At 65.6% G+C, this 26,009-nt stretch carries 28 protein-coding genes; 11 read left to right on the top strand and 17 right to left on the bottom strand.

Annotated features, from left to right (window positions below; all coding sequences use genetic code 11):
• The first annotated feature begins 39 nt into the window (after positions 1-39).
• The 4 genes from AS850_RS03590 (at position 40) to AS850_RS03575 (ending at position 3,475) form a co-directional block, all read left to right on the top strand.
• Positions 40-1,452 (top strand): glycosyltransferase 87 family protein, encoded by a 1,413-nt coding sequence (locus AS850_RS03590; RefSeq protein ID WP_119867894.1) that lies wholly within the window; start codon positions 40-42, stop codon positions 1,450-1,452.
• Positions 1,453-1,461: 9 nt separating this feature from the next.
• A complete protein-coding gene (locus AS850_RS03585) occupies positions 1,462-1,866 on the top strand; it encodes a TOBE domain-containing protein (RefSeq protein ID WP_119867893.1) in 405 nt (134 codons plus the stop codon).
• Between the two features lie 251 nt (positions 1,867-2,117).
• On the top strand, positions 2,118-3,203 hold the full coding sequence (moaA, locus tag AS850_RS03580) for a GTP 3',8-cyclase MoaA (RefSeq protein ID WP_236940809.1): 1,086 nt from the start codon (positions 2,118-2,120) through the stop codon (positions 3,201-3,203).
• A gap of 2 nt (positions 3,204-3,205) precedes the next feature.
• Positions 3,206-3,475, top strand: a complete 270-nt coding sequence (locus AS850_RS03575; protein ID WP_216819849.1) for a MoaD/ThiS family protein — start codon at positions 3,206-3,208, stop codon at positions 3,473-3,475.
• 25 nt (positions 3,476-3,500) lie between these two features.
• Here AS850_RS03575 and AS850_RS03570 read toward each other — a convergent pair whose 3' ends face one another.
• A complete protein-coding gene (locus AS850_RS03570) occupies positions 3,501-4,763 on the bottom strand; it encodes a ThiF family adenylyltransferase (RefSeq protein WP_119867891.1) in 1,263 nt (420 codons plus the stop codon).
• Between AS850_RS03570 and AS850_RS03565 the strand changes: the two genes are divergently transcribed.
• Positions 4,762-6,435 (top strand): glycosyltransferase family 39 protein, encoded by a 1,674-nt coding sequence (locus AS850_RS03565; RefSeq protein ID WP_119867890.1) that lies wholly within the window; start codon positions 4,762-4,764, stop codon positions 6,433-6,435. The genes AS850_RS03570 and AS850_RS03565 overlap by 2 nt on opposite strands.
• A gap of 16 nt (positions 6,436-6,451) precedes the next feature.
• Here the strand turns inward: AS850_RS03565 and AS850_RS03560 are convergent, their stop codons facing one another.
• Together AS850_RS03560 and AS850_RS03555 are read right to left on the bottom strand one after the other, a co-directional pair.
• Entirely contained in the window at positions 6,452-7,051 is a 600-nt protein-coding gene (locus tag AS850_RS03560; protein ID WP_119867889.1) for an AAA family ATPase, read from the bottom strand.
• Positions 7,048-7,572, bottom strand: coding sequence for a GNAT family N-acetyltransferase (locus tag AS850_RS03555; protein WP_236940808.1), 525 nt, complete (start codon positions 7,570-7,572; stop codon positions 7,048-7,050). Before AS850_RS03555 ends, AS850_RS03560 begins: the two co-directional genes overlap by 4 nt.
• Before the next feature lie 423 nt (positions 7,573-7,995).
• Here AS850_RS03555 and AS850_RS03550 point away from each other — a divergent pair, with 423 nt between their 5' ends.
• Complete coding sequence (locus tag AS850_RS03550; protein WP_119867887.1) at positions 7,996-8,559, top strand: hypothetical protein; 564 nt, start codon at positions 7,996-7,998, stop codon at positions 8,557-8,559.
• A 737-nt stretch (positions 8,560-9,296) separates the two neighbouring features.
• Here AS850_RS03550 and AS850_RS16250 read toward each other — a convergent pair.
• The gene (locus tag AS850_RS16250; protein WP_123955444.1) at positions 9,297-9,668 is read right to left on the bottom strand and encodes a hypothetical protein; all 372 of its coding nucleotides are present in this window, start codon (positions 9,666-9,668) and stop codon (positions 9,297-9,299) included.
• Positions 9,669-9,842: 174 nt separating this feature from the next.
• On the opposite strand from AS850_RS16250, the gene AS850_RS16245 reads away from it, so the two are divergent.
• A complete protein-coding gene (locus AS850_RS16245; protein ID WP_164088381.1) occupies positions 9,843-10,472 on the top strand; it encodes a hypothetical protein in 630 nt (209 codons plus the stop codon).
• Between the two features lie 270 nt (positions 10,473-10,742).
• Here the strand turns inward: AS850_RS16245 and AS850_RS03540 are convergent, their stop codons facing one another.
• The 5 genes from AS850_RS03540 to AS850_RS03520 all read right to left on the bottom strand — a co-directional run bounded on the left by AS850_RS03540 (position 10,743) and on the right by AS850_RS03520 (position 17,052).
• Positions 10,743-12,170, bottom strand: a complete 1,428-nt coding sequence (locus tag AS850_RS03540; protein WP_119867885.1) for an MATE family efflux transporter — start codon at positions 12,168-12,170, stop codon at positions 10,743-10,745.
• Between the two features lie 88 nt (positions 12,171-12,258).
• A complete protein-coding gene (locus tag AS850_RS03535; RefSeq protein WP_119867884.1) occupies positions 12,259-12,705 on the bottom strand; it encodes a MarR family winged helix-turn-helix transcriptional regulator in 447 nt (148 codons plus the stop codon).
• Positions 12,706-13,919: 1,214 nt separating this feature from the next.
• Positions 13,920-15,137 carry a glycosyltransferase family 4 protein gene (locus AS850_RS03530; RefSeq protein ID WP_119867883.1) on the bottom strand — a complete coding sequence of 406 codons (1,218 nt, stop codon included), beginning with the start codon at positions 15,135-15,137 and terminating at the stop codon, positions 13,920-13,922.
• An 80-nt stretch (positions 15,138-15,217) separates the two neighbouring features.
• Entirely contained in the window at positions 15,218-15,874 is a 657-nt protein-coding gene (locus AS850_RS03525) for a response regulator (protein ID WP_119867882.1), read from the bottom strand.
• On the bottom strand, positions 15,871-17,052 hold the full coding sequence (locus AS850_RS03520) for a sensor histidine kinase (protein WP_119867881.1): 1,182 nt from the start codon (positions 17,050-17,052) through the stop codon (positions 15,871-15,873). The genes AS850_RS03525 and AS850_RS03520 overlap by 4 nt, the downstream gene beginning before the upstream one ends.
• 173 nt (positions 17,053-17,225) lie before the next feature.
• On the opposite strand from AS850_RS03520, the gene AS850_RS03515 reads away from it, so the two are divergent.
• On the top strand, positions 17,226-17,441 hold the full coding sequence (locus AS850_RS03515; protein ID WP_119867880.1) for a hypothetical protein: 216 nt from the start codon (positions 17,226-17,228) through the stop codon (positions 17,439-17,441).
• Between the two features lie 365 nt (positions 17,442-17,806).
• On the opposite strand, the gene AS850_RS03505 is transcribed toward AS850_RS03515, so the two are convergent.
• Positions 17,807-18,037: a cold-shock protein gene (locus AS850_RS03505; protein WP_119867878.1), complete on the bottom strand. Its 231-nt coding sequence runs from the start codon at positions 18,035-18,037 to the stop codon at positions 17,807-17,809.
• 728 nt (positions 18,038-18,765) lie between these two features.
• Here AS850_RS03505 and AS850_RS03500 point away from each other — a divergent pair.
• Positions 18,766-19,056: a hypothetical protein gene (locus AS850_RS03500; RefSeq protein WP_119867877.1), complete on the top strand. Its 291-nt coding sequence runs from the start codon at positions 18,766-18,768 to the stop codon at positions 19,054-19,056.
• A 133-nt stretch (positions 19,057-19,189) separates the two neighbouring features.
• Positions 19,190-19,714 carry a hypothetical protein gene (locus AS850_RS16240; protein ID WP_123955442.1) on the top strand — a complete coding sequence of 175 codons (525 nt, stop codon included), beginning with the start codon at positions 19,190-19,192 and terminating at the stop codon, positions 19,712-19,714.
• Positions 19,715-20,111: 397 nt separating this feature from the next.
• Here the strand turns inward: AS850_RS16240 and AS850_RS03495 are convergent, their stop codons facing one another.
• From AS850_RS03495 to AS850_RS17030, 3 genes are all read right to left on the bottom strand, one after another.
• Positions 20,112-20,342, bottom strand: a complete 231-nt coding sequence (locus AS850_RS03495; protein WP_119867876.1) for a hypothetical protein — start codon at positions 20,340-20,342, stop codon at positions 20,112-20,114.
• A 325-nt stretch (positions 20,343-20,667) separates the two neighbouring features.
• Positions 20,668-20,979: a hypothetical protein gene (locus tag AS850_RS16235; protein WP_123955441.1), complete on the bottom strand. Its 312-nt coding sequence runs from the start codon at positions 20,977-20,979 to the stop codon at positions 20,668-20,670.
• A 162-nt stretch (positions 20,980-21,141) separates the two neighbouring features.
• The gene (locus AS850_RS17030) at positions 21,142-21,402 is read right to left on the bottom strand and encodes an ElyC/SanA/YdcF family protein (RefSeq protein WP_442856896.1); all 261 of its coding nucleotides are present in this window, start codon (positions 21,400-21,402) and stop codon (positions 21,142-21,144) included.
• 553 nt (positions 21,403-21,955) lie between these two features.
• On the opposite strand from AS850_RS17030, the gene AS850_RS03485 reads away from it, so the two are divergent.
• Complete coding sequence (locus AS850_RS03485; RefSeq protein ID WP_119867874.1) at positions 21,956-22,684, top strand: HAD family hydrolase; 729 nt, start codon at positions 21,956-21,958, stop codon at positions 22,682-22,684.
• A 189-nt stretch (positions 22,685-22,873) separates the two neighbouring features.
• On the opposite strand, the gene AS850_RS03480 is transcribed toward AS850_RS03485, so the two are convergent.
• From AS850_RS03480 to AS850_RS03465, 4 genes are all read right to left on the bottom strand, one after another.
• Positions 22,874-23,374 (bottom strand): hypothetical protein, encoded by a 501-nt coding sequence (locus AS850_RS03480; protein ID WP_123955440.1) that lies wholly within the window; start codon positions 23,372-23,374, stop codon positions 22,874-22,876.
• A gap of 373 nt (positions 23,375-23,747) precedes the next feature.
• Complete coding sequence (locus AS850_RS03475; protein ID WP_119867872.1) at positions 23,748-23,987, bottom strand: hypothetical protein; 240 nt, start codon at positions 23,985-23,987, stop codon at positions 23,748-23,750.
• Positions 23,988-24,204: 217 nt separating this feature from the next.
• Positions 24,205-24,453: a hypothetical protein gene (locus AS850_RS03470; protein ID WP_119867871.1), complete on the bottom strand. Its 249-nt coding sequence runs from the start codon at positions 24,451-24,453 to the stop codon at positions 24,205-24,207.
• Between the two features lie 666 nt (positions 24,454-25,119).
• Positions 25,120-25,626, bottom strand: a complete 507-nt coding sequence (locus tag AS850_RS03465; protein WP_119867870.1) for a hypothetical protein — start codon at positions 25,624-25,626, stop codon at positions 25,120-25,122.
• Positions 25,627-26,009 lie beyond the last annotated feature (383 nt).

Here is a 26,009-nt window from a genome sequence, read left to right as displayed (position 1 = left end):
TCGGACCGGACGCCCCGAGGGTTCGGGCAGAGTAGGAGCGTGCGCACCTTCCTCAGCCTCCTCGCCGCGGCGGTCCTCGCCGCGACCATCGGCTGGGGCGTCGCCACGCTGGGTTTCTTCTCGACCTCCCACCCCGCGGGGTTCCGCGTCTGGACCCTCGTCTGCTGGGCCCTCTTCGTTCTGGCGTTCGTCCTGCTCCGCCGGGTCCCCGCACGGTCCGTGGCCGCGGTGGTCCTCGTCGGGTCGGCCCTCGTGGGAGGCGCGGCCATCGTGGGCCCGCCGAACACGAGCACCGACTCCGCCCGCTACGCCTGGGACGGCATCGTCCAGAACGCCGGGATCTCCCCCTACGCGCATCGGCCGAACGACCCCGCTCTCCGCGACCTGCGCCCCGACTGGCTCTTCCCGGCGACCTCGACCGACGCCGCGGGCGAGGAGGTCTGCCGGGGCACCCGTGTCATGACGACGACCGACCTCGGCACCTCCGACACGCTCTGCACGACGATCAACCGGCCGGGCGTCTTCACGATCTACCCGGCCGCCGCCGAGCTCTACTTCGCCGCGGTCCGCGCCGTGGTCCCGGTCGGAGCGACCTACTGGCCCTTCCAGGCCGTGGGCCTCCTCGTGAGCCTCGGCACCACCGTCGCGCTCCTCCTCGCCCTCCGCCGCCGGGGTCTCGATCCACGCTGGGCGGCGCTCTGGGGCTGGTGCCCGCTCGTCGCCTCGGAGGCGATCACCAACTCGCACATCGATCTCATCGGGGCGGCTCTCGCGCTCGCGGCGACCCTCCTCGTCGCCTCGGGCCGACGCCTCACGGGCGGGATCGCGCTGGGGGCGGCGATCGCGACGAAGCTGATCCCGGTGCTGGCGGCTCCTGCGCTCCTCCGCGAGAAGCCCTGGCGCGTCGTCGTGGCGTCCGTCGTCACCTTCGTGGCGCTCTACGTGCCGTTCGTCGTGACGACGGGGGTGCAGGTGCTCGGCTATCTGCCGGGCTACCTCTCCGAGGAGGGCTACAGCAGCGGCAACCGCTTCGCCCTCGTGTCGCTCGTGGCGCCCGGCCGGGCCGCGGCCCCCGTCGCGGTGCTGCTGCTCCTCGTGATCGGCGTCGTCGTGTGGCGGACGACCGACCCGGCGGCGCCGTGGCTGGGCCAGCTCGTCATGATCGGATCGGCGCTGCTGATCCTCAGCCCGCGCTACCCCTGGTACGCCCTCCTGCTCGTCCCCTTCATCGCGTTCACCGGTCGGGTCGAGTGGCTGGCGCTCGTGCTCGCGATGTCGACCCGGCAGTTCTGGATCGCGGACTCCCTGCGCCCGTTCACCCTCGGGGCGGCGCTCGCGATCATCGTCGTGGCGAGCATCCTGCGGTCCGGTCCCGGGTGGTGGGGCAGGATCCGCGGCCGAGCCACCGAGGAGTGGCACCTCGTCACCCGCCGGGGCGCCCTCCGGCGGTAGGCTCCCGCCATGCCGAAGATCCGGGTGTCCGACGCCGCGCGCTACCTCGGCGTGAGCGACGACACGGTGCGCCGCTGGATCGACAACGGCACCCTCGCGAGCGAGAAGAACCCGGCCGGGCGGACCGTCGTCGACGGACTGGAGCTCGCGCAGCTCGCGAAGCGAACGTCCGTCCTGCCCGACGACCCGTCGACGGTCGGCCGCTCCGCCCGGAACCGCTTCATGGGCCTCGTCACCGCGATCACGATGGACACCGTCATGGCGCAGGTGGAGCTCCAGTGCGGGCCGTTCCGCGTCGTGTCGCTGATGAGCTCGGAGGCGGTCCGCGAGCTCGGGCTCGAACTCGGGAGCGTCGCCATCGCCGTCGTCAAGGCGACGACCGTCATCGTCGAGACCCCGCCCGCGCGCGCCTGAGCGCCGCCCGACCGGAGCTTCGCGGTCGACCGGGACCCATCCGCTCGAGAGACGACTCCGAACGGTGAGTGGGCGTCCCCCTACGACGCCCCTTCGCGCACGCCGCCGACTCACCCTCGGCCGGACGCGCATCGCGCCGGATCAGCGCTGAGCCCGGGGACCGTGGCGGACAACCCGCGCCGCGGCCCTCGGGCATCGTCGTTGCACCCCGATGGGGCGCTCTCCCGGCTCCGGTGAATTAGTCTCGGATGATGACAGTCAGCCTCGGAATCCCCGTCCTCCCCGGGCGCACCCCGGCGGGTCTCCCCCCGCGACCGGCCGGAGCCCGAGGCCTCATCGATCGGTACGACCGCGAGGCCACCGATCTCCGGGTGTCGCTGACCGACCGCTGCAACCTCCGGTGCACCTACTGCATGCCCGCCGAGGGCCTCCCGGCGCTCCCCCGCGATCAGGCCCTCTCCGCCGACGAGATCGTGCGGCTCGTCGGGATCGCCGTCCGCGAGCTCGGCGTCCGCCAGGTCCGGTTCACCGGCGGCGAGCCGCTCCTGCGCGCCGACCTCGTCGACATCATCACCCGGTGCGCCGCCCTCGAGCCTCGGCCCGAGATCTCGCTCACCACCAACGCCATCGGTCTGGCCGAGCGCGCGGAGACCCTCCGGGCAGCGGGGCTCGACCGCGTCAACGTGTCGCTCGACTCGCTGCACGCCGCCACCTTCGCGCAGCTGACGCGCCGCCCCTTCCTCGAGCGGGTGCTCAAGGGCGTCGACGCCGCGGCGGCCGCCGGCCTCGGGCCGATCAAGATCAACGCCGTGCTGCTGCCGGGCGTCAACGACCACGAGGCTCCCGAGCTCGTCGCCTGGGCCCTCCGCAACGGCCACGAGCTGCGCTTCATCGAGCAGATGCCGCTCGATGCCGATCACACCTGGAGCCGCGACTCCATGATCACGGCCGCCGACGTCCACCGCCTCGTCGGCGAGCGCTTCACGCTCGAGCGCGCGCAGGAGCCCCGCGACGGTGCTCCCGCCGAGCGCTTCGTCGCCCGGGGCCGAGCCGGGGACGACCTCGGCCTCGAGGGCACCGTCGGGATCATCGCCTCGGTCACCGAGCCGTTCTGCGCCGACTGCCGCCGCGTTCGGCTGACCTCCGAGGGCAGCGTCCGGAGCTGTCTCTTCTCGCACACCGAGACCGGCCTCCGCGACACCCTCCGCGCCGGAGCCGACGATCAGGCGCTGGCCGACCTCTGGCGCGATGCCATGTGGGCGAAGCCCGCGGGCCACGGCCTCGACGACCCCTCGTTCGTGCAGCCGGCCCGCTCCATGAGCGCCATCGGGGGCTGAGCGTGGGAGTCGTCACCGTCACCCTCCGCTTCTTCGCCGCCGCGCGCGCCGCCGCGGGGACCGACCAGCTCGAGTGCGTGGCCGAGTCCGAGCCGACGCTCGGCGACCTCGTCGAAACGGTGCAGCCGGCCGCGGGCGTCGACCCGGACGACTTCCGGGCGACGCTGGAGCGCTGCTCGTTCCTCGTCGACGGCGTGACGACGCGCGACCTCGCGCAGGTGGTGCCCTCGGGCGCCGTCGTCGACGTGATGCCGCCCTTCGCCGGCGGCTGAGCGCGCTTCGCCTTCGCGCTCGGCGCTACGCCGTGCGGTTGGGGTGGAACGCCGCGGGATCGATGTCGCCGAGCGGCAGGGGCACACGCCCCGCGGGGGTGACTCCGTCGCCGGTCGCCAGCGCGCTCGCGCGCAGCGACCAGCCGAGCATCCCGCGCCGCAGCACCGTCACCTCGTGCCCCTCGGCGCGAAGCAGCCGCGCAGCCTCCTCCGACCGCGGCCCGCGCGCGCAGTAGACGACCACGGGCACGTCGCTCTCGAGCCCAGGATGCCCCGCCGCCGTCGACCCGAACCCCGCGGCCAGGACGGACCCCTCGATGGCCCCTCCCGCGTGCTCCGTCGCCTCGCGCACATCGAGCAGCACGAACGCGTCGTCGCCGCGGTCACGCGCCGCGAGGCGCGCCTCGAGCTCGTCGGCGGTGACGGTCGGGATCTCGGCAGGCACCGTGTCGGGGGCGAGGGCCGGGCGGCCACGCAGGATGCGGGCCACGTCGTCGGCGCGGGCCTCGCGCCGGGCGGCGGAGCGGACCAGCCTGCTCTCGCGCCACGATCCTCCTGCGGCGTCGATCGTGACGATGCGGCCGAGGAGGGGTTCGCCGGCCCCGGTGAGGAGTTTGATCGCCTCGGAGGCCATGACGGAGCCGACCGTGCCGCAGAGCGGGCCGAGCACGCCGACGTCGGCGCAGGATTCGTCCCAGCCGCCGGACGGCTTCTCGGGGTGCAGGTCGAGGTAGTCGACGCCGCGACCCTCGGGGGCGGCGTCCCAGAAGACGGCGACCTGCCCGTCGAACCGGTTGACGCTCGCCCAGACGACGGGGAGCCCGCGCTCGGCGGCGGCGTGGGCGACGACGTAGCAGGTGTCGAAGGAGTCGCTGCCGTCGACGACCAGGTCGTAGTCGTCGAGGAGGTCGGCGTTGGCGTCGGTGAGGCGGACGGGATGGACGCGGACCGTCACGTCGACGTTGGCCGCGCGGACCCACTCGGCGGCGGCTCGCGCCTTCGGATGACCGACCTGGTCGGCCCGGTAGAGAACCTGGCGCTGCAGATTGCTGAGGTCGATGACGTCGTCGTCGACGATTCCCAGGGTGCCGACGCCGGATTGCGCGAGATACTGGATCGCGGGGCAGCCGAGCCCCCCGGCTCCGACCACGAGAACCCTCGCGGCGGCCAGGCGCGACTGCCCGTCGAGGCCGATGCCGGCGAGACGGGACGACCGCGAGTACCGGGCCGGATCAGGGCCCGCGGCGCTCTGCGGGAGCGGCCGCACCAGAGGAGGAAGCGTCCCCATGACCGACCTCCGTTCTCCGCGTGCCGACGACCCCTCCACCCTATTACGCGACGGCCGAGCGTCCTCCCGCGGGCCGCGGCTCCTGCGCGACCTCCGAGCGCGCCCGTGGGGCGACCCGCTGCTCGCGGGCGTCGTCGGGTTCGCGATCGCGGTCGCCTTCTCGTGGGTCCCGTCGATCTGGTACGACGAGTCGGCGACGATCGTCTCCGCCCGGCGCTCCTGGTCCGAGCTCTGGACGGAGATCCAGCACGTCGACGCCGTGCACGCGCTCTACTACGCGCTGATGCATGGCTGGCTCGCCGTCGTCGGCTACAGCCCCTTCACGCTCCGCCTTCCCAGCGCGCTGGCCGTCGGAGTGGCCGCCGCCCTCGTGGCCGTGCTCGCCCGCACACTCGCCCCGCGGACCACCGGCCTCCTCGCAGGGCTGCTCTTCACCCTGCTGCCGCGCGTCACGTGGATGGGCACGGAGGCGCGCTCCTACGCGCTGACCGCCACGTTCGCCACGCTGCTGACTCTCGTCTTCGTGATCGCCGTGCGGCGCTCCGAAGCGGAGCGGGACGGCCGGACCGGGATCGGCGCCTGGCGCTGGTGGCTGCTTTACGGCGCCGTGGCCGTGGTCGCGTCGACGCTCTTCATCTACACGGCCCTCGTCGTCGTGGCGCACGGGGTCACGCTGGTGCTCGCGGCGCTGGCGCATCGGTCGGGGCGGCGCCCGCAGGAGTCGCGGCGCAGCGACGGGAAGGGCCCGGGTCGCGCCGTGGTCGGCTGGCTTCTGGCAGCCGTCGCCGCGGGCATCCTGCTGGTCCCCCTCGTCGCCCTGGCCCGGAGCCAGCAGGCGCAGGTGTCGTGGCTGCCGAAGCCCGACTCCGGGGTCGTGCAGTCGCTGCTCGTGACCCAGTGGTTCCCGGAGAATCCGCCGCTCGCGGTCGTCGGCTGGGCGTTCGTGATCGTGGCGGTGACTGTCGCCTGGCGGCGGTGGCGCGGGGGTCGCGGGAGCGAGGCGCGCAGGAGCGACGGGGCCGGGGTGCCGGGGGTCGCGGGGGTCGCTCTGCCGTGGCTCCTGCTGCCCGCGCTCGTGCTCGTCGCGGTGTCGGTGCTCGGCACGCCGCTCTACACGGCCCGCTACCTGTCGTTCTCGACGCCGGCGCTGGGGCTGCTGATGGCCGCCGGTGTCGCCCGGCTCCGCGACCGGCGAGCGATGGTGGCCGTGGTCGCCGTGATCGCCGTGCTCAGCGCGGGGACGGCCGTGTGGCAGCGACTCCCGGAGGCGAAGGACGCCTCGTCGTGGAAGGCCGTCGCGGCGCTGGTCGCCCGCGAGCGCGCCGCCGAGCAGCTGCCCGCGGGGCAGTCGGATGCGATCGTGTACGGCGGGATCCAGCGGCACCCGGGCGGGTCGACCCGGAGCATCGCTTACGCCTACCCCGCGGCGTTCGACGGCATGACGGACGTGACGCTCGACGAGCCCGCCGCTGCGACCGGCCGGCTCTGGGAGACACGGCTCCCGTTCGCCCGGGCGGTCGACCGCGTCGACGGTCACCCGGTGGTGTGGCTGGTGACGCGCGACTCCGGCGGGTTCTCGGCCACGGTGGCGGCAGCGCTCCGGGAGCGCGGGTTCCGCGTCGACGAGCGGTGGCACTTCACCGAGGTGGACGTGGTGCGTTTCGTGCGCTGATGCGTCGCGGGGGCCTTCAAGCGAGGCCGCCTGTGTGTGTCTGGTAGGAGTCAGCGTGGGAAAGCTCGTCAGCGGATACCGGCTGGAAAATGGCCCACGCGGCTCGGAGGTGTTCCGATGTGATCGGTACAGCTCCGGCGTTGCCGTCGGTGTTTCGTTCCTGCAGCCGGCTCCACAAGGTGTCTTGGTCCACGTCGAAGACGTGCAGGTCGATGAGAGCGCCGCAGGATCGTGCATCGGCGAACTTCTCGATCTGCTCGGCCTTCATCCACAGGCCGTCCTCCAGGATCACGTCGACCCCTTGCCGCAGGAGGATGAGGGCGTGCCGATAGAGGGCAGCTTGTAGGCGCTCGTGGAAGTCGCTGTCGGAATGCGGAATGCCCAAACGGTCCTGCCATTCATCCGTGGCGAGACGAATGCCCCTGCCTTCCCGTTCGAGACGGCGCGCGAGCGTCGTCTTCCCCGCGCCCGGCAGCCCCGAGAACAAGGTCAACGTGGGGCGGAATCCCTCGGCTTTCAAGCTGTCGCGCACCATGCAGTCGAGCGTGCCACTCCGGGTGTGCCCGGTCCAGGTCATCGACGGCTGCTCGACGTGGAACTCCTTCGCACGCGTCATCGATCTGCTTCGAATTGCTCCTCAATGGCGAGCAACTCTGGATCTCGCAACCCGGCGGCATCGTGGATCCACCAGACGTCGCGATACACGACTCTCCCCGTCATCCAGGGGGCATGGGTCGAAAGGACTGCGACCTGAAAAGCCTTTTCCGGAATTCTCCGCGAGGGCCCCTGAAAACCCTTGAGGTTCGCCCTCTCAAAGCCGCGCTCGCCGTAGTAGTCAGGGCTGCCCTCGAGGAACACTGCGGGCGCCCCCAGCTCATCGGCGGCGTGAATCGCCGCTGCGACGAGTTCCGTGCCGATGCCTTCGCCTTGGCGGTCCATCCGGACGCTGAGAGGGCTCAACAGCAGAACATCGACGAGTTCTCGCCGCGAATCCAGCCACGCGTGGCTCATCCCTACGTGACCGACCACACGATGACCCTCAACGGCAACCACACTGGCCCGATGTAGGTCGGCTGCCACGACCGCGGTCCACAGGGCTGCCACGCGTCCGCCGTCTGCGAAGGCGTCGGTGATCACTTCGCTGATCTCCGCCGCATCCTGTGGAGTGGCTAGTCGAGTCGTCACAATCCAGATTGTGCCCCACGGGAGGCCTCGGAGCGCGTCAGCGGCGTGGATGCGCGGAGTCGCGAGCGCTTCGTCCGGTTCGCTGTCGGGTCGGTCGTCCTGTCGAGCAAACGATGAGGGGCGGCCTTCGCACAGCTCGGCCGGCGTTCGCGGGGGGAAGTCTTGCGGGTCAGCTGGAGCTTGTCCGCGGGGGAACCTCCAATGAAAAGAACTGTCAGCTCCTAGAGGCCCTTCCCGCGGCCTATTTCCCAGTAGCGCAGCTCGACGGTGTCTCGGTTGGACTCTAAGACGCGCCTGACTTGTCTCAGGAGTTCCTGGAGGCCGATAAGGTCGACAACTGCCATGACCTGTCCGGTTCGAGGCGGAGAGGTCATAGTGAGCAATCGATCAGAGGTCCAGGCCAAGCTTCAGCGAGCACTGGAGACCTCATCGATCTATCGAATCACCCGCGAGATCGACGACATGGATCGCATCGACGGATTCGTCGTGGGTCTCAGCAAGAAGTGGGCCCTCATCGCCCGCACCATGGATGGCGGCTACTCAGATGGCCTGATCGCCATCCGAGTCCGCGACATCTCGTCACTCAAGAAAGATCGGTCCTTTGAAACGGACTTCGCGATGACGCAACCACAACCCGCTCCCGAAGACCTGGCCACCGTCGACCTGGAGCAAACCGACCAAGTCATAGAGACGATGTCGTCCCTAGCCTCCTTGGTTGCCATCGAACGCGACCGAGTGATTACCGACTGCTTGTGGATCGGCGAATACGTCGGCAAACACGGCAAGTGGTTCGGCCTCCTCGAGGTTCGTCCCAACGCGTCCTGGCATCGAAAGCCGTTTGGTTACCGGCTCAAAGAAGTGACGTCAGTGAGTATCAACAATCACTACCTCACGGCGCTTGCGGCCATTGCGCCCGAAGCACCTCCGGAAACGGACTAAGAACGACATGCGCTGAAACCAAGGGCTCTTTGCTGGCCAGGCTGGGGCCAACTTTCTCCGTCCGGCCGGGGCCAGAAAACTTTGACATAGTCAGCGCGCGGAACCTCTACTTGGCGACAGCAACTGCCGGGGTGTGTGGGGGTCAAAGCGTCGAGATGGAAATGTACACGCGGCCGTTCGAGTCATCAGGACCGGCCGAGAGAACAGTCACGTCGTAGCCGTGCATCTCGAGAGACCACGGCTCATCACCTTTGCCATAGCGCCCCTGAGACACCGCGGCGTGAAATCGCGTCTCTCAATCTGGGGTCTCGGCGGCGGTGAACGAATAGACAATGGTCGGCGCGATTCCTGAGCCCCTCGACGGACGGCCAGGCCGCTTTCGGTGCGAGTGGTATCCGGAACCTCTCCGGACAGGTCGATGCGCTTGTCCACGATTCGCAGGGCAGTGAAAACGTCCGCGGTCTGCGTGTGCTCATTCACGTCCGACCAAACCCGGTATCCCAAGACGAGCGCAACCTGTACCACCGCGATGATCGACACGACGAGAATCGCTCGAGACCCGCTTCTCTTCCCGACGCCCACAAAGTACTTCTTGTCACCACGAATCGGAGCCCCCTGCTCGGGACGCCAGTGGCAGATGGCCGACCGCGAGTTGAGGAACCCTCAGCGTTCCCGACTCAGGCAACGCCTCGAAGAACGCACGAGGATGTCCTGCCCACTTCGATTACGACCGGCATCTACGAGGTCGCCACTTGGCCACTCCACCACGATTCGTCGATGACTCGCTTTTCGAGGGCCTCACTCTGACTCTCCAGGTGAGTCAAGAATTGGTTGGGCAGCTGGACTTTATGTTCGGGGACGTAGTGAGCCAGCCCTTCGGGCCAGACGTAGATTCCGTCGCTGAGGTCGAGGCTGCCGTTAGTTGCTCCGCAGATTCGACACGTACTTCGGCCCATCCACGCTCGAGCAACGAAACCACGAGAGAGGTAATTCGCTGTGTCCTCGGCATCTGATGTGGTGAGAGCAGCGTTCACGGATGCTCCGACGTCGAGAAGGTCTAGGCGATTCGCATTGCGCCAGTAGCCGACGGCGATGAGGGGCTCGGTCATGCGGCCGATCGTATGCGATGGCAGCAAGGCGTTAACAAACAGCCGGGATATCTCCCGGTTGACTCCGCAGACGTCCGCAGCCGGATCCTCACTTTCTTGTTCAGAGCGCGCCCGGGGTCCAAGCTGAGTCGTCACGAGTCGCTTGGCGATCGCCGAGATCAAGGGGGTGCGTAGGTGGGCTTGAAGTCGTGGTGGAACGCACCAAGATCGTCACCTCGCTTTGTCACCCTTGCTGGCGATGACCTTGTGCGCGAGGTGAACCGCATCCTCTCCTTGCTCTCTGGTTTCTGCCTTGGCCTGGGCGTCTGTCTCGTTTTGCTGACTCTTCCTCTTCCTGCGGCAGCTTGGATCCAAGTCGCGTCGATCGGTCTTGTTGTTTTCGCCTTGCTCGTTGGCTGGAGCCGAGCGTGGCTGACAAACCGGGATCGCAACCGGAAATCCATTCGAGCCTTCGGTCTTGATCTGCGCGATGTCTCGGGCGGGCGTCAAATTTTCGACATCGTTCTCGTGCTGATGTTTGCCGCGGCGGTCGCGTGGCTCATCGTTGCCGAAGTTCAGCACGTGAGCGTGACCTTGGATTCAGTTCGGGAGTCTGTTTACAGAGTCAGTGTCGACGGCACGGACAGGGTGCTCTCCTTGTCGAAGTCGGGCTATGAGGCGCGTGCCCGCTTTGATCCGTGGACGCCGGTTGCTTTCTCGTGGATCCTCATCAACTACCCGTGGCTGATGAGTCGCCGGTGGATGCGGAAAAAGCGAGACCAGACAACGGCTACCAGCCACCCCGCGACCATCGAGAACACCTAACCGACCAGGTCCCGAGGCGGAACTTGCGTCTGATGGCATGGTGACCGAGCGTCGAATGGGTGGCGACACCCGGTACACGAAAGTCAGACACCATCATTCGTCTCGGCCAGCGTTCGGAGCAGACCCCCGTCCGCGTCACCTGTCACCACTCTCGTGGTCCCGCGCGGTCATGGCCGGGCCTGAAGGAAAGCGACCATGTCACTGCGGCTTTGTAGAGGGGCCGGCGCGATCCTGCTGGTCGCCCACGATCCTGCCGACTCGCGATCCTGCTCAGGCCTCTTCGAGCACGGCCTCGGCGCGCTCGGGGCTGCCCTCGGCGAGCCCGCGGGCGATGCTGCCGCGCGAGGCGAACCACATCACGAGTCCGGCCACCAGGACGAGGCCCTCGCTGACCGTCAGCGCCCAGATGATGCCGTCGAGCCCGAACCAGAGGTTCGCGAAGATGACGATCGGGATGAACAGCACCCCCTGCGTGATCGACATGATCATGGCCGGCAGTGCCCGCCCGGTCGCCTGGAAGAGCGACGTGATGAGCCCGGTGAAGCCGTTGAAGATCATCGACACGAGCTGCGCGGTGATGATGATCGCGCCGAGCGACAGCAATGAGCGATCCGACACGAACAGTGAGAACACCTGGTCGCGGAAGACGAACACGACAATCGAGAAGAAGAATGCGATCGCCCCGACCGCGATGGCTGAGCCGCGGATCGACGAGGCCAACCGCGCCGCGTCGCCCTTGCCGAACGAGTAGGCGAGGAGCGGCAGGACTCCGAGGGTGACGCCCATGATGAGGAACTCCGGCACCTGCGCGATCCGGACCGCGACGCCCATCGCCGCGAGCGGGCCGTCGCCGTAGTTCGCGGCGAGGTTGTTCAGCACGAGCGACGTGACGATGAGGAACGCCGACTGGAGCAGCTCGCCGACGCCGACGCCGAACACGGGCTTCAGGATGTCAGCGCGGAGGGTGAACCACTTCGGCGACAGGCTGATGTTCTCGCTGTGCCGAATCAGGTAGGTGACGAAGTAGACGATCGTGACGACGTTCGAGAGGCCGACCGCGAGGGCGGCACCGGCCACGCCCCAGTGCAGCACGAGGATGAACAGCACGTCGAAGACGAGGTTGGCGACCGTCGAGGCGATGAGGCCGACCATCACCTGGTGCGCGGCGCCCTCCGACCGGACGATCTGCTCGAGGCAGAAGGCTGCGGCCAGCACGGGCACGAACGCCAGCATCACACCGACGAAGGCACTTGTGGCCGGGACCGCCGAGCCTTGGGCGCCGAGCAGCCCGACCAGCGGGTTCAGGAAGATGAGGCCGAGCGCCCCGACGACGGCGCCCGCGAATACGGCGCCCCAGACGGCGAACGACGCGACGTGCTTGATGTCTCCGGCCCTCGCGGGATCCTGCTCGGATGCTCCGAGGAGGCGCGAGATGAGCGAGGAGCCGCCCACGCCGAACACCCCGCCGACGGCCATGACGAGGCCGAGGATCGGCGAGCCGAAGGTGACGGCGGCCAGCAGGATCGGGTCGTGGAGGGACCCGATGAAGCCGGCATTGATGACGTTGTAGACGGCGCCGACGATCATGGCGGCTGCCATCGGGATGCAGAGGTGGACGAGTGCGCGCACGATCGGCGCGGAGGCGAGGTACCAGCGGTTGCTGCCGACCACGTCGGCGCTGGGGGAGAAGGTACTCATGGCGGAACTCCTTTCGGGCGCGGCGAAGCCGCCCCGGTAGGTGGGGAAGAAGAAGGATCGAGGGTGGGGCCGATGCCGCGCCGCCCGGTTACTGCCGGGTCGGCTGGGGGAGGACGGAGGTGATCTTGGTGAGGAGGCCGTGCAGCGTCTCTCGCTCGGCCTCGTCGAGGGGAGCCAGGATGATGTCTTCGGCCGCTCGCATGGCGGTGTCGAACCCAGAGATTAGTTCGGTGCCGGCCGAGGTGGCGTAGACGCGCTTGCTGCGCTCGTTACCGCTTTCGGTGCGTCGTTCGATGAGGCCTCGTGCCTCGAGCCCCTGCAGGAGGCTCGAGACGCTGGCCGGTGTGGTGCGGGTCATCTCGGCGATGTCGCGCTGGATGGAGCCGGGGTTCTGGACGAGGAAGCCGAGCGCGAAGCTCTGCTGGTGGCTGAGCCCGCGTTCGCGGATCCAGTCGAGCCCGGCCTGCTGCTGGGCCCAGCCAACCCAGCGCAGCAGTTCAAGGTTGCTGGTGAAGGTGGGCTCTGCGTCGTTCATACTCAGAACTCTAACTGTTCGAGTCCTAACCGTCAACCCTCAAACTCTCTGAGTATAAAAAACGACGTGTGTGTCGCTATGAACGTGGGCACTTTGCTCTTGGTGGAGCTGACGCGCTGTGGTGCGGGGGCTTAGCTCCGTCCGGGGCGTCAACCTTGTACTTCTTGTCGAATTACCTGCGACGTCTGGCCTACGCGAATTCAGACCTCTTGGGAGACGACAGCACCGACTGAATACTCTCAGCGTTCGCGGGCGTCGTCCCCGCGGGCGCGGTCGCGGCGCTGACGCTCCCGCTCCGCCGCCTCGCGGGCCCCGCTGCGGCGGGGGTCCTGCGCCTCGGGAGTGCGGCCGGCGCGTCGGAGCTGTGCGGCGGCACGGTCGGCCTGAGCCTTGTTAAGGGCCTTTAGGACCTCAGCGTTGGACAGCCATGGGCGCCGATGATCTAGGCGACGCCTTGATCCCACACGCGCCACCCCGCCTGCGTGTGCCGGAACCAAAGGCCCCAAATTTGATCTGCGTTGGACGAAAAACCCGCATCGGCTCCGCCCGTGATCACAAAGTGGAAACGCACGACAGTCTCCGCTTCGTTCCCCGAGGATTCCGTGGCCGGGGAAGAAATTGGTGTCTCCAAATTGTGGAACGAGACGACGTGAGGATGCCTGCACCAAGGCGCCATTGCTGAGCGTGCATCCGTGAGGGCTCTCGTCAAGCCACAGTCACTGTGCTCAGCAGCTTCCAAATACGTACGGGCGACGACTGACACGGACGCCGACGCCGCAGGGACGTCTCCACGGGGCGGAAGATAAATCGCAGCGTCTGTCGTTTCCAAGGCCAGTACGGTGGCGCCCGCACCGAGGGCCACGGCCGCGATGCCGATCAAAAAGGGTTTCTTCACGGGGAAAAAGTCTCAGATATTCGAGGCCCTTCACATCCATCGCAAGACCGAACTTGGAAGGGTGTGGCCGCTGGACAAAACAAATAAGGAACCGGATACGTGCGGGGGAACTCTGTGCTGGAGCCTTCTCGACAAGAAGGGAGGCGGTGGAGGATTACGACGATGAACATGGAAGGCCGGCGGGAGGACGAGCGCCTTCCAACCCTCGAGACGCTTGAGGAGCAAGACCTCAGGGTGGCGGAGGGTGAGCCGCCTTATCAAGGCGCAGAGCGTCGGGTCTGAGGGTCTATTGGTCGGGCCGCGCCGGGGCACCGCATGCTCATGCGGACCTTCGCGCGGCGAGGACAGATCCTGTTCGATTCTGGTTCAGCCGCTTGTAGGCAGCCTCGAGCTGCGCGACGTGGCACTCTGGCGAAGATGCGAGCCCGGCCGCCGTCGCCGCCCTCACGTGCTCTAGGAGTTGTTCGCTGTGAGTTGCCAGCCGGATGATCATGCGGGCGAGACCCGGGGCGTCCGGTGTGCGCGTGGCGATGGCCGCGGCCCCGAACTCGGCCGCGAGGGTGGGATCGGAGACGATGACGGGGCGACCGGCTTGAAACGCTTCGATGGCGATCATGGGTTGGTTGTCGAACCCGTGCGACGTGATGACTGCTGCGTGCGCGTTCCCGAGCAGCGCCACGATCTCCTCGGGCGTCACGCGGTCGTGCAACGTGACAGACCTCGCCTGGGGTCCCGACCGCGGTGTCCCGCCCGCGACGTCCAGGTGCACTGCGCCGGTCCCCATCGTCGCTTCGACGATCTGCATGGCCTGCAGTGCGACGTTCAGACGCTTCTCGGGCGCGAGCCGGGCTGCCCAGACAAGCCGAAGCGGCCCGTCGAGCGGCGGGAGCACCGCGTGCTCGGCGGGGATGCGTGTCGCGTTGGAGATGACGGCCACCCTCGGGAGACCGGCCCTGCGCAGCGCATGACCTTGGTGGTGGGACGGTGAGACGACCAGGTCCGCTCGGCGGGACACGGCCAGGGTCATCTTGCGCAGAGAGCTGTCCAGTCGTCGCTCGGCCAACTCCCCGCGAGGGACCGGCAGCCCGGTGACCGCGGCGTGCAGAGCGGAGGCGAGCGGGGCCACGACGCCGGCGAGACGCGGGCCCCGCCAGAAGAACGTGTGGACGGTGTGCATCGTGGGGATTCCTCGGTCGCCGGCGACCTCGAGGGCTGCCGCGGCAAGGCCGAACTCGGAGTGGGCGATTACGATTTCGACGCGCCGCCGATCGAGAAGACCGGCGAGCCGCGTCCGCATGGCGGCACTGTTGACGAAAATGGGCAGGTCCACGACTGGGACGGTCAGCAGCGGTCGGAGGTCCACGGTGGAGACCCCCGTCTCGGCGAGGACCGGATCGGACGTGGCGTCCGATCCGATCACCGTGACGTCGTGACCGGCGCCGGCGAGGGCCATCGCCTGCTGCCGCAGGGCCGTTTGAGCGCCTCCGAGGTAGGCGAGCTTGTAGTCGATGACGAGAAGAATCCGAAGGGCTTTCATACCTCCAACCTCATCGTTTGCGGGGTGAACTACGACTGTTCACCCGGGAGGGTTTCTCTCCTCCTCGCGGAGGAGACTGCCTACCTCAAGAGGCCGTGCTCGTACGCGAACGCGACGATCTGCAGTCTCGACGTCAGGTCAAGTTTGGCGAAGATACTCGAGACGTGACTTTTCACCGTCGTCTCTGAGATGAAGGCCGTCGAGGCTATCTCTGCGTTGGTGAGACCGCGCGCGGCCAGGAGAAAGATTTCCTTCTCTCGCACGGACAGGGCTTGGATGACCGACTGGTCGGCCGGCTTGCCGCCTGCCGGGATCAGGTCCTGGATGAGCGCGACCGTGCTGCGAGGGGCGATCACGGACTGGCCCTCGTGCACGGTCCTGATCGCGGCGAGGAGGAAGTCCGGGTTGGTGTCTTTGAGGAGGAACCCGCTCGCGCCGGCGGTGATCGCCTGAAGTACGGCGACGTCTCGTTCGTGAGTTGTCAGGATGATGACCTTCGGAGCGGCATCGCCGGCCCGGTCGCAGATCGCTTCAGTCGCCGTGATCCCATTGCGGCCGGGCATACGAATGTCCATCAGAATGACGTCTGGTCCGACAGTCGCCGCGAGATTCACTATGGTGTCGCCGTCATACGCGGCGCCCGCGAACTCCAGGTCAGACTGCGACTCGATGAGCATCTGAATGCCCGAGCAGAAAAGCCGTTGGTCGTCGGCGATCGCGACACGGATCGGACTCATCGGACAGCTACCGATGGTGCGGCCACCGTGGGGATGAAGGCGGTGACGACGAAGGTGCGAGCATCCTCGTGATCCTGCTCCGCTACGAGCCAGCCCCCGGCGAGCCGCGCCCGCTCGGTCATCCCGGTGATTCCACGAGAAGTTCCGGCAGGCGACCCTGGTCGTGGTTCATGGCCGCCAATCGAGGTGACGCCGAGAGCGAGCCCCGGGCCGCGCCAGTCTTGAGTGACGCGCACCTCGGACGTGGGCCCCGAATGCTTGAGGGCATTCGTCAGGCTCTCCTGCACGATTCGGTAGACGGCCAGCTGTTGCCCGGCCGTGAGTAGGCCGGGTTCACCGAACGTCGTCTCCGAGACCCGCAGACCCGCGGACCGCATGCGAGCAAGAAGTGAGTCGAGGTCTTGCAGCGTCGGATGAGAGTGCCCCTCGGGATCCGCCGTCAGCGACTGCAGCATCACCCGCAGCTCTCCCAGGGATTCGCGCGCGGCCACGGAGATCGCCGTCAGGCTCTCCGTTGCAGCAGCGGGTCTCTCCCCTTGCAGGAATAGGGCCCCATCGGCCTGAGCGACGATCACCGCCAGCGAGTGCGCCATGATGTCATGCACGTCCTGCGCGGTCCTCTCGCGCTCCCGGGCGACGGCGAGCTCTGTCGCGGCAGCATCCACCTCGTGTTCGAGGGCGCGACTGCGCTTCGATGCGACGTTCCGCTGGCGGACGAGCGTGACCGCTAGACCGAGCACCCACGCTGCGACGGTGCTGACACCGGCGACCAGCATCGCCACCAGCGGCTGACCGCCAGCGGCGCCGACCAGGATCCCCACGGCGACGGATCCTGTGACCCCCACGATCAGACCGAATACCCGCGATCTGGCATCCGGCTTGGCTGCGACGACGAAGAGCACGATCAGAAGACCCGCGTACGCCGGCCAGCCCCCCTCCGCAAACCGCAGCCGAGGAACGGCCGCCTGAACGGCCAGCCCGGAGATGACGAGACTCAGCGCTCCCGCCGAGGAGAGGCGCGCGGTGGCGATCGCCACGCCGATCAGGGCGTAGGGGATCCACTCGACCGGCGTCCTGTCCGAGATCGTGTTGGCAGTGCCGATGATCCACAGAACGCCGAAGACGACCCCGACAACGGGGAGCAAGGCAGCGTCGACGAGCCGGACGAGATTCCTCATGGGACCCAAAGTAGATTCTCTCGCGCAATTCTCACGCTTTCCGCCTCAGGGATCCTCCTCGCGGAGGAGACAAGTCGTACTTTGCCCGGAATCGCAACGTCCTGCGCACATCTGCCGGAGCGTCGAAATCTCGGGTTGAGTGCAAGGTCCCTTCCTGGGCGAGGATCGACTTCATGTTCAAGCGGTTCTGGCTCTTTCAGGCGAGGGTGGCCCTCATCCTCGTAGGCTTCACATTCCCCCTGGCTGGCCTGCTCTGCGTCGTGCTTGGGGCTGTCGAGCTGATTCACGGGCAGGCGCAAGGAGGCCTCTTCGTCCTTCTCGGGCTGGCGTTCATCGCCGTAGGCATTTTCGCCTGGACGGCGCGCGGTTCGTTTCGACCTCGTCCATAGAGAGCAGCAACCTCTTATCTCAACGAGGGGCCCGGGCTCCCCACAAGCCCGGTCTTTACCGTTTGTGGATTCCTTAGACCGGCACATATGAGGGAAGGGTCTACGGACGCTAGAGCCGGCGGCGACGATCCAGCGAATTCAGAATGATCATTGTGAGAGCAACCAGGGCAATGAATCCGCCCACCCAATACAGCCTGACATCCCACCCGAACGCGGACGTGAGAACGAGCAGGACCAGGGCCAGCGTGAGAACCGCTTCGACGGTAAGGAGACGACGCGAACTCAGCATTGCGCCACAGTATCGCTCCGTCGCGGAGCGGGAACGCCGACTGTTCATTCGCCTGCTGCGGCGTTGGACTTTCGCCCTAAAGGCCGATGACCCGAACTTGCTCGGCCCGATAGAAATACCCATCTTGTCCACGCGGGTATTCCTCTAGGAGAAAATCGACTCTCTGGCCCGGCTGCAGGACGTGATGTCCCTCCATGTCCAGGTTCGAGAAGTGGGCGAACACGTCGGAACGAGCCATCTCCGACCGGAGGGTGCCCCATCCCTCTTCCTCGCTCCACCAGACGACGACACCGGTTACTTCCTCCATGGAGCGAGACTATGTGACCGCAGCCGGAAGACGAACCCGCATCGTGCCACCAAGGCCGGGCCACTCGGAGCGGTTACCTCGGGAGGGACTGCTGTCAGATCAGTTGACCAATGGCGCGCGCGGGCCGGACCTTCAGCGTCCGCCTCGGCCGACGTTCGGGGGGGGGGGGATCACCACTGTCTGCCAAAAGGGAGCGCGAACTGCCGCTGGCAGAGGGCAGCGACCTGCGTGCTCGGCGAAGCCATCAGTCGGCGATAAGGTCCTGTCATGAACACCGGCAACAGTTCAAAGCCTCGACGGCAGCGATCGGTTCGGCACGCGCGGAATTGGCTTATTGCGTCTTGCGCATACCTTGCCGCAACCGTTGCGCTTTTGGCAGTCGACGTGTTTTCCCGGCCGCTTGTTGGTGGAAATGTGGTGGTCGCATCCATTCTTGCCTTTATTGCTCTGGCGCTGACCTCGAATCGAGGGTCCCTATTCCGGCGAGCCAAGGTTGCGGACAATGGGACTGATGTGGGTCCCGTTGACGAGGACCGCTAGCCGGACGTACAGCGTTCGCCTTCGAGGGATCTCGACTCGCGTCCGCGGGGGAACCCTCTGCGTGGGAGAAGGTCATTAGCGACCCGCAAGGCGTCTTCCGGCGAAGAGGACTATGAAAGTGCTTGCATCGCAAGGAAGACACCTCCCAAACATCGTCACAAGAGATGGCAGCTATGAAAGGACCCGTCATGATCACCGACGTCCAGGTTGACGGACGGTCCGCATCACGCGACTCCGACTTGACAGGAGAAGTCGTCTTCGAAGCCAAGACGGATGACGGGGGTTCCTACACGGTTCGTCGGAACGATGGCAGGAACTGGACGGTCACCTCCGCTGGCACGAACGCGCAAATCGGAACCATCCACAGGATCGCTCTCTCGGCGCAATACAAGTACACGAAGACCGATGCGCACATTGCTAGCGGCACTCAGCACGACCTGTGGAACGCCGTCGAGTCCCTTGTCTCTCTCGTCGACTAACTCCGCAACCGGACCTTCAACGTCCGCCTCGACAGACGCGCAGAGGGAACCCCGAGCGCGTGTGAGAGTCACGCGACGCGACGACGGCCCTGAAAGGCGGTGTGGTCATCCGCCGCCCTGAGACACTGAGCGCGTGACTTCCGATTTCTTCCGCGACATTCGACCGCGCCAGAGCCGCGAGGCGGAGTACCTGACAGTTCTTCGGGCGGCCGCTGCGCGATGGAAGACGGACGTGAAGCCCGAGGACACCCTCGTGGAGACGTTCTCCTCGCCCGATCCGCTCATGGTGGCGGTGGCGGTTCAAGGGATCGCTGGGTCCGTCAATGCGCTGCATGTGTTCGTGCAGTTCCGGGACGATCGCGTTCCGATACTTCGCGGCGGGTGGGGTCAAACGGGTTTTCCAGATCCTGGCGACTATGTGTTCGGCTCACCGCATGAGTTGAAAGTGCGCGGGCTTTCTGGAACCCCGGATCTGTTCGCGTCACTTGCCGCTACGTGGCTAGAAGAGCAGCTCCTTCGGCCGGTGTTCGACAACGAGTTCGCGTCCCCGAGGTCGCCTATGACCAAAGCTCTCGCCGCACCAGGCCACCGCTTCTCGCGCGCCGTTCCGAAGCTGGGTCGGCTTGCTCGGAGCGGTGGATACGCAACCCCGAGGTAATGCATCGACATGGGCTCGCGCTCGACCGGCACCGTCTAGCGGCTGGACCTTCACCGTGAGGGTATGTTGCGGCGGGCGATGGTGTGGCCTGAGCAGAACCAGACAATGACGAGGCCGATGGCATTCAACCCGGTCCTGCAGAGCGTGAGGGGCGACCCGTCCTTGGGGCGGAAGTTCGTGTGGCTAAGAGGTGCGCGTGTGTACCCGCCGAAAGTGGCTGAATGAAGGGTCGCCCGTGTCCGCACCGCCGCGTCCGTTCCCAAACGCGCAGTGCCGAGCTACGGCAGAAGTGCGCGATAAGCGAGGCCGGTGTGAGCGAGAACGATCCTGTGTCCACGTCATCCTGCGTGCATCATTCTTGGGCAGAGGTGACGCCTTGCAAGCGCTCGATCCTCGTTCAGGAGTTCTCGGTGGTGTCGGCTCCGTGAGGTCGCCGATTGCCTTGGTAGCGGGGTTGCCATTGACCGGTTTTCTCGAAGAGTCGAACGGTCTTGTAATGACTGTTTAGGGCGCGGAGGATCGCGGTGCGGATGATGAGGTACCCGACGAAGATCCCCAGGGCGGCAATGACGACGTAGGCGACGATGACCCCAACGGCGAAGCCGTATCCACCTACATTGGCAAACATGCTTTTCCCTTTCCAGTGTTGGTTGATCGTATCGGTCCGCTACGACAACGAAGGGTTCGTGACGGGGAACGAGGGGAAGAAATCCGCCCATCACCTTCCCAAGCCTTAGATCGGTGTACCACAAGCACTGCTGTTCACTTACTTGACGCATGCGGTAGGCGGTCTTCAGCATTCGTCTCGGCCGACGTTCGAAGCGGAACTCCCGGCGGCATCGATCGCGTAATCGCGGGAGGGCGAGGACTCTGCTTCGTATCGGCCCGCACGAAGGTCACGCCCAAGGCATCAGATCTCCTGCGATTAGCCGACTAGGTGTCTTCCTCTTCAATCAGCTGTAGAACAGGAATAGGACGACCAGGTAGCCAAGAATGACAACGGGTAAGGCCGCGACACAAATCCCAAGGGCAAGACGCGCGAATGCAGTCCTGAGTCGGACGGCCCGGGCTGAAAGTACGATGCCGACCGCCACGAGAGATAGCCCCACGAATCCGACCACCACGGCGGTCTCAAAAATCGGACCCGTGGATTCCCTAGCATCCTGGAAAGCGAGGACGGAACTGTACCCGAGGGTTCCAAAACCGCCGAGCCCAAGTATGACGGCGACTAGCGGGAGGGAGCGAGGGCTCAGATCGTTCGACACCGTTTGATTCTGCCCGAGGGATCGCCAGCGCTACGGTTCGTCAATCGAAATGAGCCGCACACAGGCCGGACCCTGATCGTTCCCCGGCCGCCGTTCGCCAGGGAACCCTCACCGTTGGAGGCGGTGGGCGTCCGCAGGAGAACGGTGACCGTGCAGTTAGCTTCAGCCCTGCGAACGAGCTTTCCTGGCACGTCGCCATTCGTATAACGCGAGAACGGGTTTGATCGGCGCGAGCTCACCGGGAATCGAGTCGCGTCCTCGGAGCAACGCAAGGGCAAGATCGGGCCGCTGCTTCTGGAGGTAGCTCCTCACGCGGCGAGCGTGAAACGTGTTGGAGGCGATCACAATGGATTGAGCGTCTTCGAGAAACGGAAGCGACATGGCCACGTTTTCCCAGGTGTTCTTGGACTCCTCTTCGAGCACAACAGAGTGCGCCTGGATACCGAGCGGTCGACAGCGTAGGCGGACATAACGGCAGCTTCGGATCGGCCTCCGCGAGACGGGCCTCCGCTGAACACAAACAGTGCTGCAGAAGAACTCGTGGATCGATCTACAATCCGGCAACGCCACTTCTGAACGAGGCTCGCACGGCCATCGTCACGTGATGGAAATCCTGGCACGAGAATGATCTCGCGCTGGCTGTCCTTGCTCGACTCAAGGCGGCGGCCAGGGAAGCCATCGAGCGAGGCTTTCCACGTGAACCACTCGCCCCAGACGATCGTGCCAACTGCCATCGTGGTCACGAACCCAACGACACGGGTTTCTGAGTTCATAGCCATCAGTGTTCCAAATAAGCTCCACCCCCGTGCCAGGAGGGCAGCAGCACCCGGTCAACGGATTACTAGCCCTTCCAAGAGGATCTTCGCTCCGCGCCTGATCGAGCAATCACAGAGGAGCCGCTACCGCTACCGCTTCTGTTGTTCCAGCGGGAGTCGCAATCCCTCGATGAGCGATCTCGCCGGCTTAGGTTTGTTCTATGAGCGGACACGGTAGCAACCCAGCGCAAAGCGATCAGTTCGGCGGCAAAGCATTGTTAGGCGAGTCGCCCCTGTCCAGCCGATCGGGTGCTCATCCTCGGGCCGTGCTGCTGGACTTTCATAACACCACGGCAGTCGTGCGATCCATGGAGATGTGGATCGATGAGGCAGGATCCCTGACGGCGAGTAGTCCTGCGTCAAGGCCGATGGCAGTGGAGAGGCTCGGAAACGTTTGGGGCGACGCGAGAAATCTCTTCCCAACCCTGGATTGGAATCTCGATCCGGCAGCACACAGGCACGCTTTCGTTTCAACCCTGAGCCACGACGGCGCGATCGCACTCGATGACGCCGAAGCTCTCTACGAGACGATGCCGAACCAATGGGAGTTGAACCGGGGCGTATCCGAGTTCATCGTCCGAGCATCGAGCGCGGGGGTGCGTCTGGCTCTCATCTCAAACATTGCCCTAAACATTCGCCCCGCGCTGGAAGGTTGGGGCATCGCCTCGGCACTGGACGCAGTGGTCCTGTCCTATGAGGTCGGATACGTCAAACCCGATCCACGGATCTTTCAACTAACGGCGGATTTGCTCGACACGGACCCGACGGATTGTTTGATGATCGGCGACTCAGCGCACGACGACGTCGGCGGTGCGGTCTTGGGAATGCAATGTGTGATTACTCGACCTGAACAGATGTGGCGGGCGCTAGAACTCGCTTGCCCACGGTGAACGCCGTTCGCTTCCGTCGCCGCCCTGGCGCCGCGACTTATTCCAAGCTCGGGCACGATAGACGGACCTTCTGAGTCCGCCTTGGCGGACGGGCAGAGGGAATCGCATGCGTACGCCGCATGGCGGTGGACTCCTGGGAACCTCCATATCCACACGGCGCTCGCCCGGAACGTTCCGGCTCGAGGCTTTCTAGCTAGCTGTTTGCAACGTTGCCTGTTGGCCGCGACGGGACCAGGTCGAGCGAAGACTGGGCGAAACCCAGACGATTCCCGCAGTCACCGTCAAGATGACGGGAATGGGCCACAGTTGCGATCCGACGCCCCAGATCGCGTAGATCATCGAACTCAGTCGTGCCGGCTGCCTGGTGGAGTCGATACCGGCCAGCCCGGAACCTGTCCAGAAAAGGCCGAGTGCGATTCCACCGGTAAAGCCACTCGCGAGCAACATCACGAAACCGTGGAAGATTGCGGGGCCCTGACGAAGAAGCGCGGCCGCTACAGACGCGACGGCCACCATCACAGTCTCGATGATGGAACCGTGGACGGCGACGTTCAGCAGCTCATAGGCAAAGTTCGAGGGGCCGGTGGCGAGGTGAAGGAGAGCCACCGCGAACAGAACGGTATCGGCAACGGCCCCCAAGATCGCGAGCACCACGACGGACCGGTAAAGGTAGCTGGAGTTAATGCGCATGTCGCGACCATACGGGCGCGACGAGGACTGGAACACATCCCAGTTCAGGGCTCAACGAAGTGTCGTGGGGTATCCCTACCGCGCGCGACGTCGCTCCAGAAGCTTCTGTAACCAGCTGCGCTCACCCTTTGGACGGGTGATGCCGATGTAGTCGAGGACACGGCGCAGAGTCATCCTCGGAGCCTACTGGCGCGTCCACGCCAACCCGCTACGTGCGGCTCGCGGCCGGCGTCCGATCGGGAACCCCTACCGTGTGGTTCACTGCGGTCGCGCAGGAGCCTCGGCGTTAGTTTCCATCGCGGTTCGGAGAGGCGTCATGTTTGCACCGGGAGTGAACTGGTCGTCGTCGTTGTTCGACCCAGGTTCTCCTGCACTATCTTCGCTTTTGGTCCCGGTTGACCGAACGAGCACCGAAGGTGAGCAAGACGCCCGCGGCGACGGCAAGTATGCCAAAAATCGGATTTTCCTGCTTTGCCGCTAGGACAACTATGAAAGCGATGCCGATGGGCACCAGCGCGATGCCGAAAACAAGGCTGAAGTTGAAGCCAGCCTTCTGGACGGAATTTTGCCGCTGGTTCGGTGCGAACTGGAAGCCGTCCTCGTCTTCATCCATGCTGAGCCCTTTCCGCTCGTGACTTGCAGAGTAAGGGACTGCAGGCAATCGTGTTCTCCTCTCAGGTGCGGAAGCCGGACCATCAGCGTGCACCAGACGCGCTGGTCGCAAGGAGACCCTGAGCGTTCGCGAATCCCGAGGGATGTTATGGGCACACGAGGACTCCTCGGCCGCGTTGTGCCGCTTATATAAAGAGGTCAAGAGCTCAACCCTTGACCTATCGCCTCGTACCGTTTCTCTTGTAGATGCCACTGCGAAGGTACGCCTGGGCAAGACCGATCCAGGAGATCTCGAGGACGGCTGCGAGCACGATCGAGGGGGCGGTCCACTCTCTACCCGCAATGAAAAGAACGGGCAGAAGGATCGCGAGGACGAGAAAAAGGGCGCCGACCAGGAAGCAGGCCTGCTGACTATCCCGGCGGACCCAACGCGGCTGCTGATCGTCAACCGGCCTCTGGTCCATCATGGACGGAGGCTACTCCTGGATTTGACATGGGCCCAATGGTCGAAGTTGCTCGGTGGTTGCAGGCCCGCGTCCGCAGAGGAACGTCAATCAGCCAGGGGGCGGCCACGGCCCAATTTTGAATCGTTGGTTCGACCCAGGGGGCTCTCTTATGACCGAGGCGCCGCCATGACGCGCTCCCATCCGGGACCTGTTCGGTGGTCGGGTCGCAATTATTCTCAAGGGGACCGTACGGTCAGCGCGCACCGTCGCCCGTCACGAGCACCACCGCGTGCTCCCCGTCGCGGCGTTCCCTTTGGCTTCAAGCGCATTATTGGTGTGGAACGCGATCATCGAAAATCATGGGAGTTGAACCAGGTGCCGATTCATCTGTGGGGAAATCTGGCGTCAATTCTGTCGCTAGCGTCGGTGGCCGATACCCGCACAAACCTCGCTCTTATCTTGCTTCCGCCTACTCTGCTGGCGTGCTTTATCGTTTGGCTCGTCCAGAGACGCAAGCGACGCAAGAAGTAAGAAGGTATTCCACTCGGTTCCGTCGAAACGGCGGCAGTTGGACAACTTTGGTCCGGCTCGGACGGCATTCGCTGGAGGACGCGGTGCGTGCTAGCCGGCTGGTGTTCGGAAGGGAACCTTTATCGTTCGTGAGGGTTGGCGTTTGCAGGGGAGCCTCTAACGCACGCTCCGCAGGACTGCCTCTTCCTTCGGCCGCGGAAAGACCGAAACGGCGTGCTCGAGCGACGCCACGGGAGCGTCGGTCAAAACACTCTTCAGCGTCTCTTCGAGAGATCGCGTGGTGCCGCCTGACTCGTGGAACGCATGGGCGGATCGCTGCGCAAAAGCATCATCTTCAATGGGCGACCACAGCGGAAGCGAGCGAGGTCCTGCCCAGTAGCGAACATCCTGGGAGAGCAGGACATCGTCGTCGAGTTCAACCAGCTCGCCGCTGTAGCCAGCGACCGATGACGCTCGACGGAAAAAATCAGCCAGGGGAATCGTCTCGCCAACCGCATTGACGGTGCCGGTGTGTCCGGCCCGCCCCGCCTGGCCGATCCAGGCGGCCAGGTCAGAGACGTCGATGGCCTGAACGAAACGTCCTTCCGTCCTAGGCACCAGCGTCGGCCCAATTCGGCTGAAGCGTGCCGGCCAGTACCCGAAGCGGTCGCTCGGATCACCCACTCCGACGATGAGCCCTCGTCGTCCTATGAGAAGGCGAGATCCAAGACGAGCGGCGGCGCTTCGCTCGGCCGCCACCTTGGCGTCCGCCTATTCGGCCATGTCCAACGGTTCAACGAGCAACGCTGACCCGTCCGCATCCGGTTGATCGTTCTTGGCGTACACGGAGACAGTCGATACGAGCGTCCAATGCTTGGCGCGATCAGCAAGTGCGTCAAGGGCCGGCTCGACGAGGTGGGGTTCATACGACAATTCGATGACCTCGTCCCACTCGCAGTCCCGGAAAGACGTTGAGTCGTCTTCGCCCACCTTTCACACACCGTCCACCCGAGCCGTACCGGGATCGCTCATCCTTGAACCCTGGGAACGAAGACATCGAGGGAGGC

The sequence above is a fragment of the Frondihabitans sp. 762G35 genome, from assembly GCF_002074055.1.
GTDB lineage: Bacteria > Actinomycetota > Actinomycetes > Actinomycetales > Microbacteriaceae > Frondihabitans.
This window is presented reverse-complemented; position numbering and strand designations above follow the sequence as displayed.

Coding starts and splice junctions, on each gene's coding strand:
- AS850_RS16250 (WP_123955444.1), bottom strand. CDS start 9,668: ATGACCGAGCCCCTCATCGCCGTCGGCTACTGGCGCAATGCGAATCGC.
- AS850_RS03480 (WP_123955440.1), bottom strand. CDS start 23,374: ATGCGCATTAACTCCAGCTACCTTTACCGGTCCGTCGTGGTGCTCGCG.
- AS850_RS03520 (WP_119867881.1), bottom strand. CDS start 17,052: ATGAGGAATCTCGTCCGGCTCGTCGACGCTGCCTTGCTCCCCGTTGTC.
- AS850_RS03570 (WP_119867891.1), bottom strand. CDS start 4,763: ATGGGGACGCTTCCTCCTCTGGTGCGGCCGCTCCCGCAGAGCGCCGCG.
- AS850_RS03475 (WP_119867872.1), bottom strand. CDS start 23,987: ATGGATGAAGACGAGGACGGCTTCCAGTTCGCACCGAACCAGCGGCAA.
- AS850_RS03470 (WP_119867871.1), bottom strand. CDS start 24,453: ATGATGGACCAGAGGCCGGTTGACGATCAGCAGCCGCGTTGGGTCCGC.
- AS850_RS03505 (WP_119867878.1), bottom strand. CDS start 18,037: ATGGAGGAAGTAACCGGTGTCGTCGTCTGGTGGAGCGAGGAAGAGGGA.
- AS850_RS03515 (WP_119867880.1), top strand. CDS start 17,226: ATGTTCAAGCGGTTCTGGCTCTTTCAGGCGAGGGTGGCCCTCATCCTC.
- AS850_RS03535 (WP_119867884.1), bottom strand. CDS start 12,705: ATGAACGACGCAGAGCCCACCTTCACCAGCAACCTTGAACTGCTGCGC.
- AS850_RS03560 (WP_119867889.1), bottom strand. CDS start 7,051: ATGACGCGTGCGAAGGAGTTCCACGTCGAGCAGCCGTCGATGACCTGG.
- AS850_RS03530 (WP_119867883.1), bottom strand. CDS start 15,137: ATGAAAGCCCTTCGGATTCTTCTCGTCATCGACTACAAGCTCGCCTAC.
- AS850_RS03585 (WP_119867893.1), top strand. CDS start 1,462: ATGCCGAAGATCCGGGTGTCCGACGCCGCGCGCTACCTCGGCGTGAGC.
- AS850_RS03485 (WP_119867874.1), top strand. CDS start 21,956: ATGAGCGGACACGGTAGCAACCCAGCGCAAAGCGATCAGTTCGGCGGC.
- AS850_RS03565 (WP_119867890.1), top strand. CDS start 4,762: ATGACCGACCTCCGTTCTCCGCGTGCCGACGACCCCTCCACCCTATTA.
- moaA (WP_236940809.1), top strand. CDS start 2,118: ATGACAGTCAGCCTCGGAATCCCCGTCCTCCCCGGGCGCACCCCGGCG.
- AS850_RS03500 (WP_119867877.1), top strand. CDS start 18,766: ATGATCACCGACGTCCAGGTTGACGGACGGTCCGCATCACGCGACTCC.
- AS850_RS03540 (WP_119867885.1), bottom strand. CDS start 12,170: ATGAGTACCTTCTCCCCCAGCGCCGACGTGGTCGGCAGCAACCGCTGG.
- AS850_RS03525 (WP_119867882.1), bottom strand. CDS start 15,874: ATGAGTCCGATCCGTGTCGCGATCGCCGACGACCAACGGCTTTTCTGC.
- AS850_RS03495 (WP_119867876.1), bottom strand. CDS start 20,342: ATGTTTGCCAATGTAGGTGGATACGGCTTCGCCGTTGGGGTCATCGTC.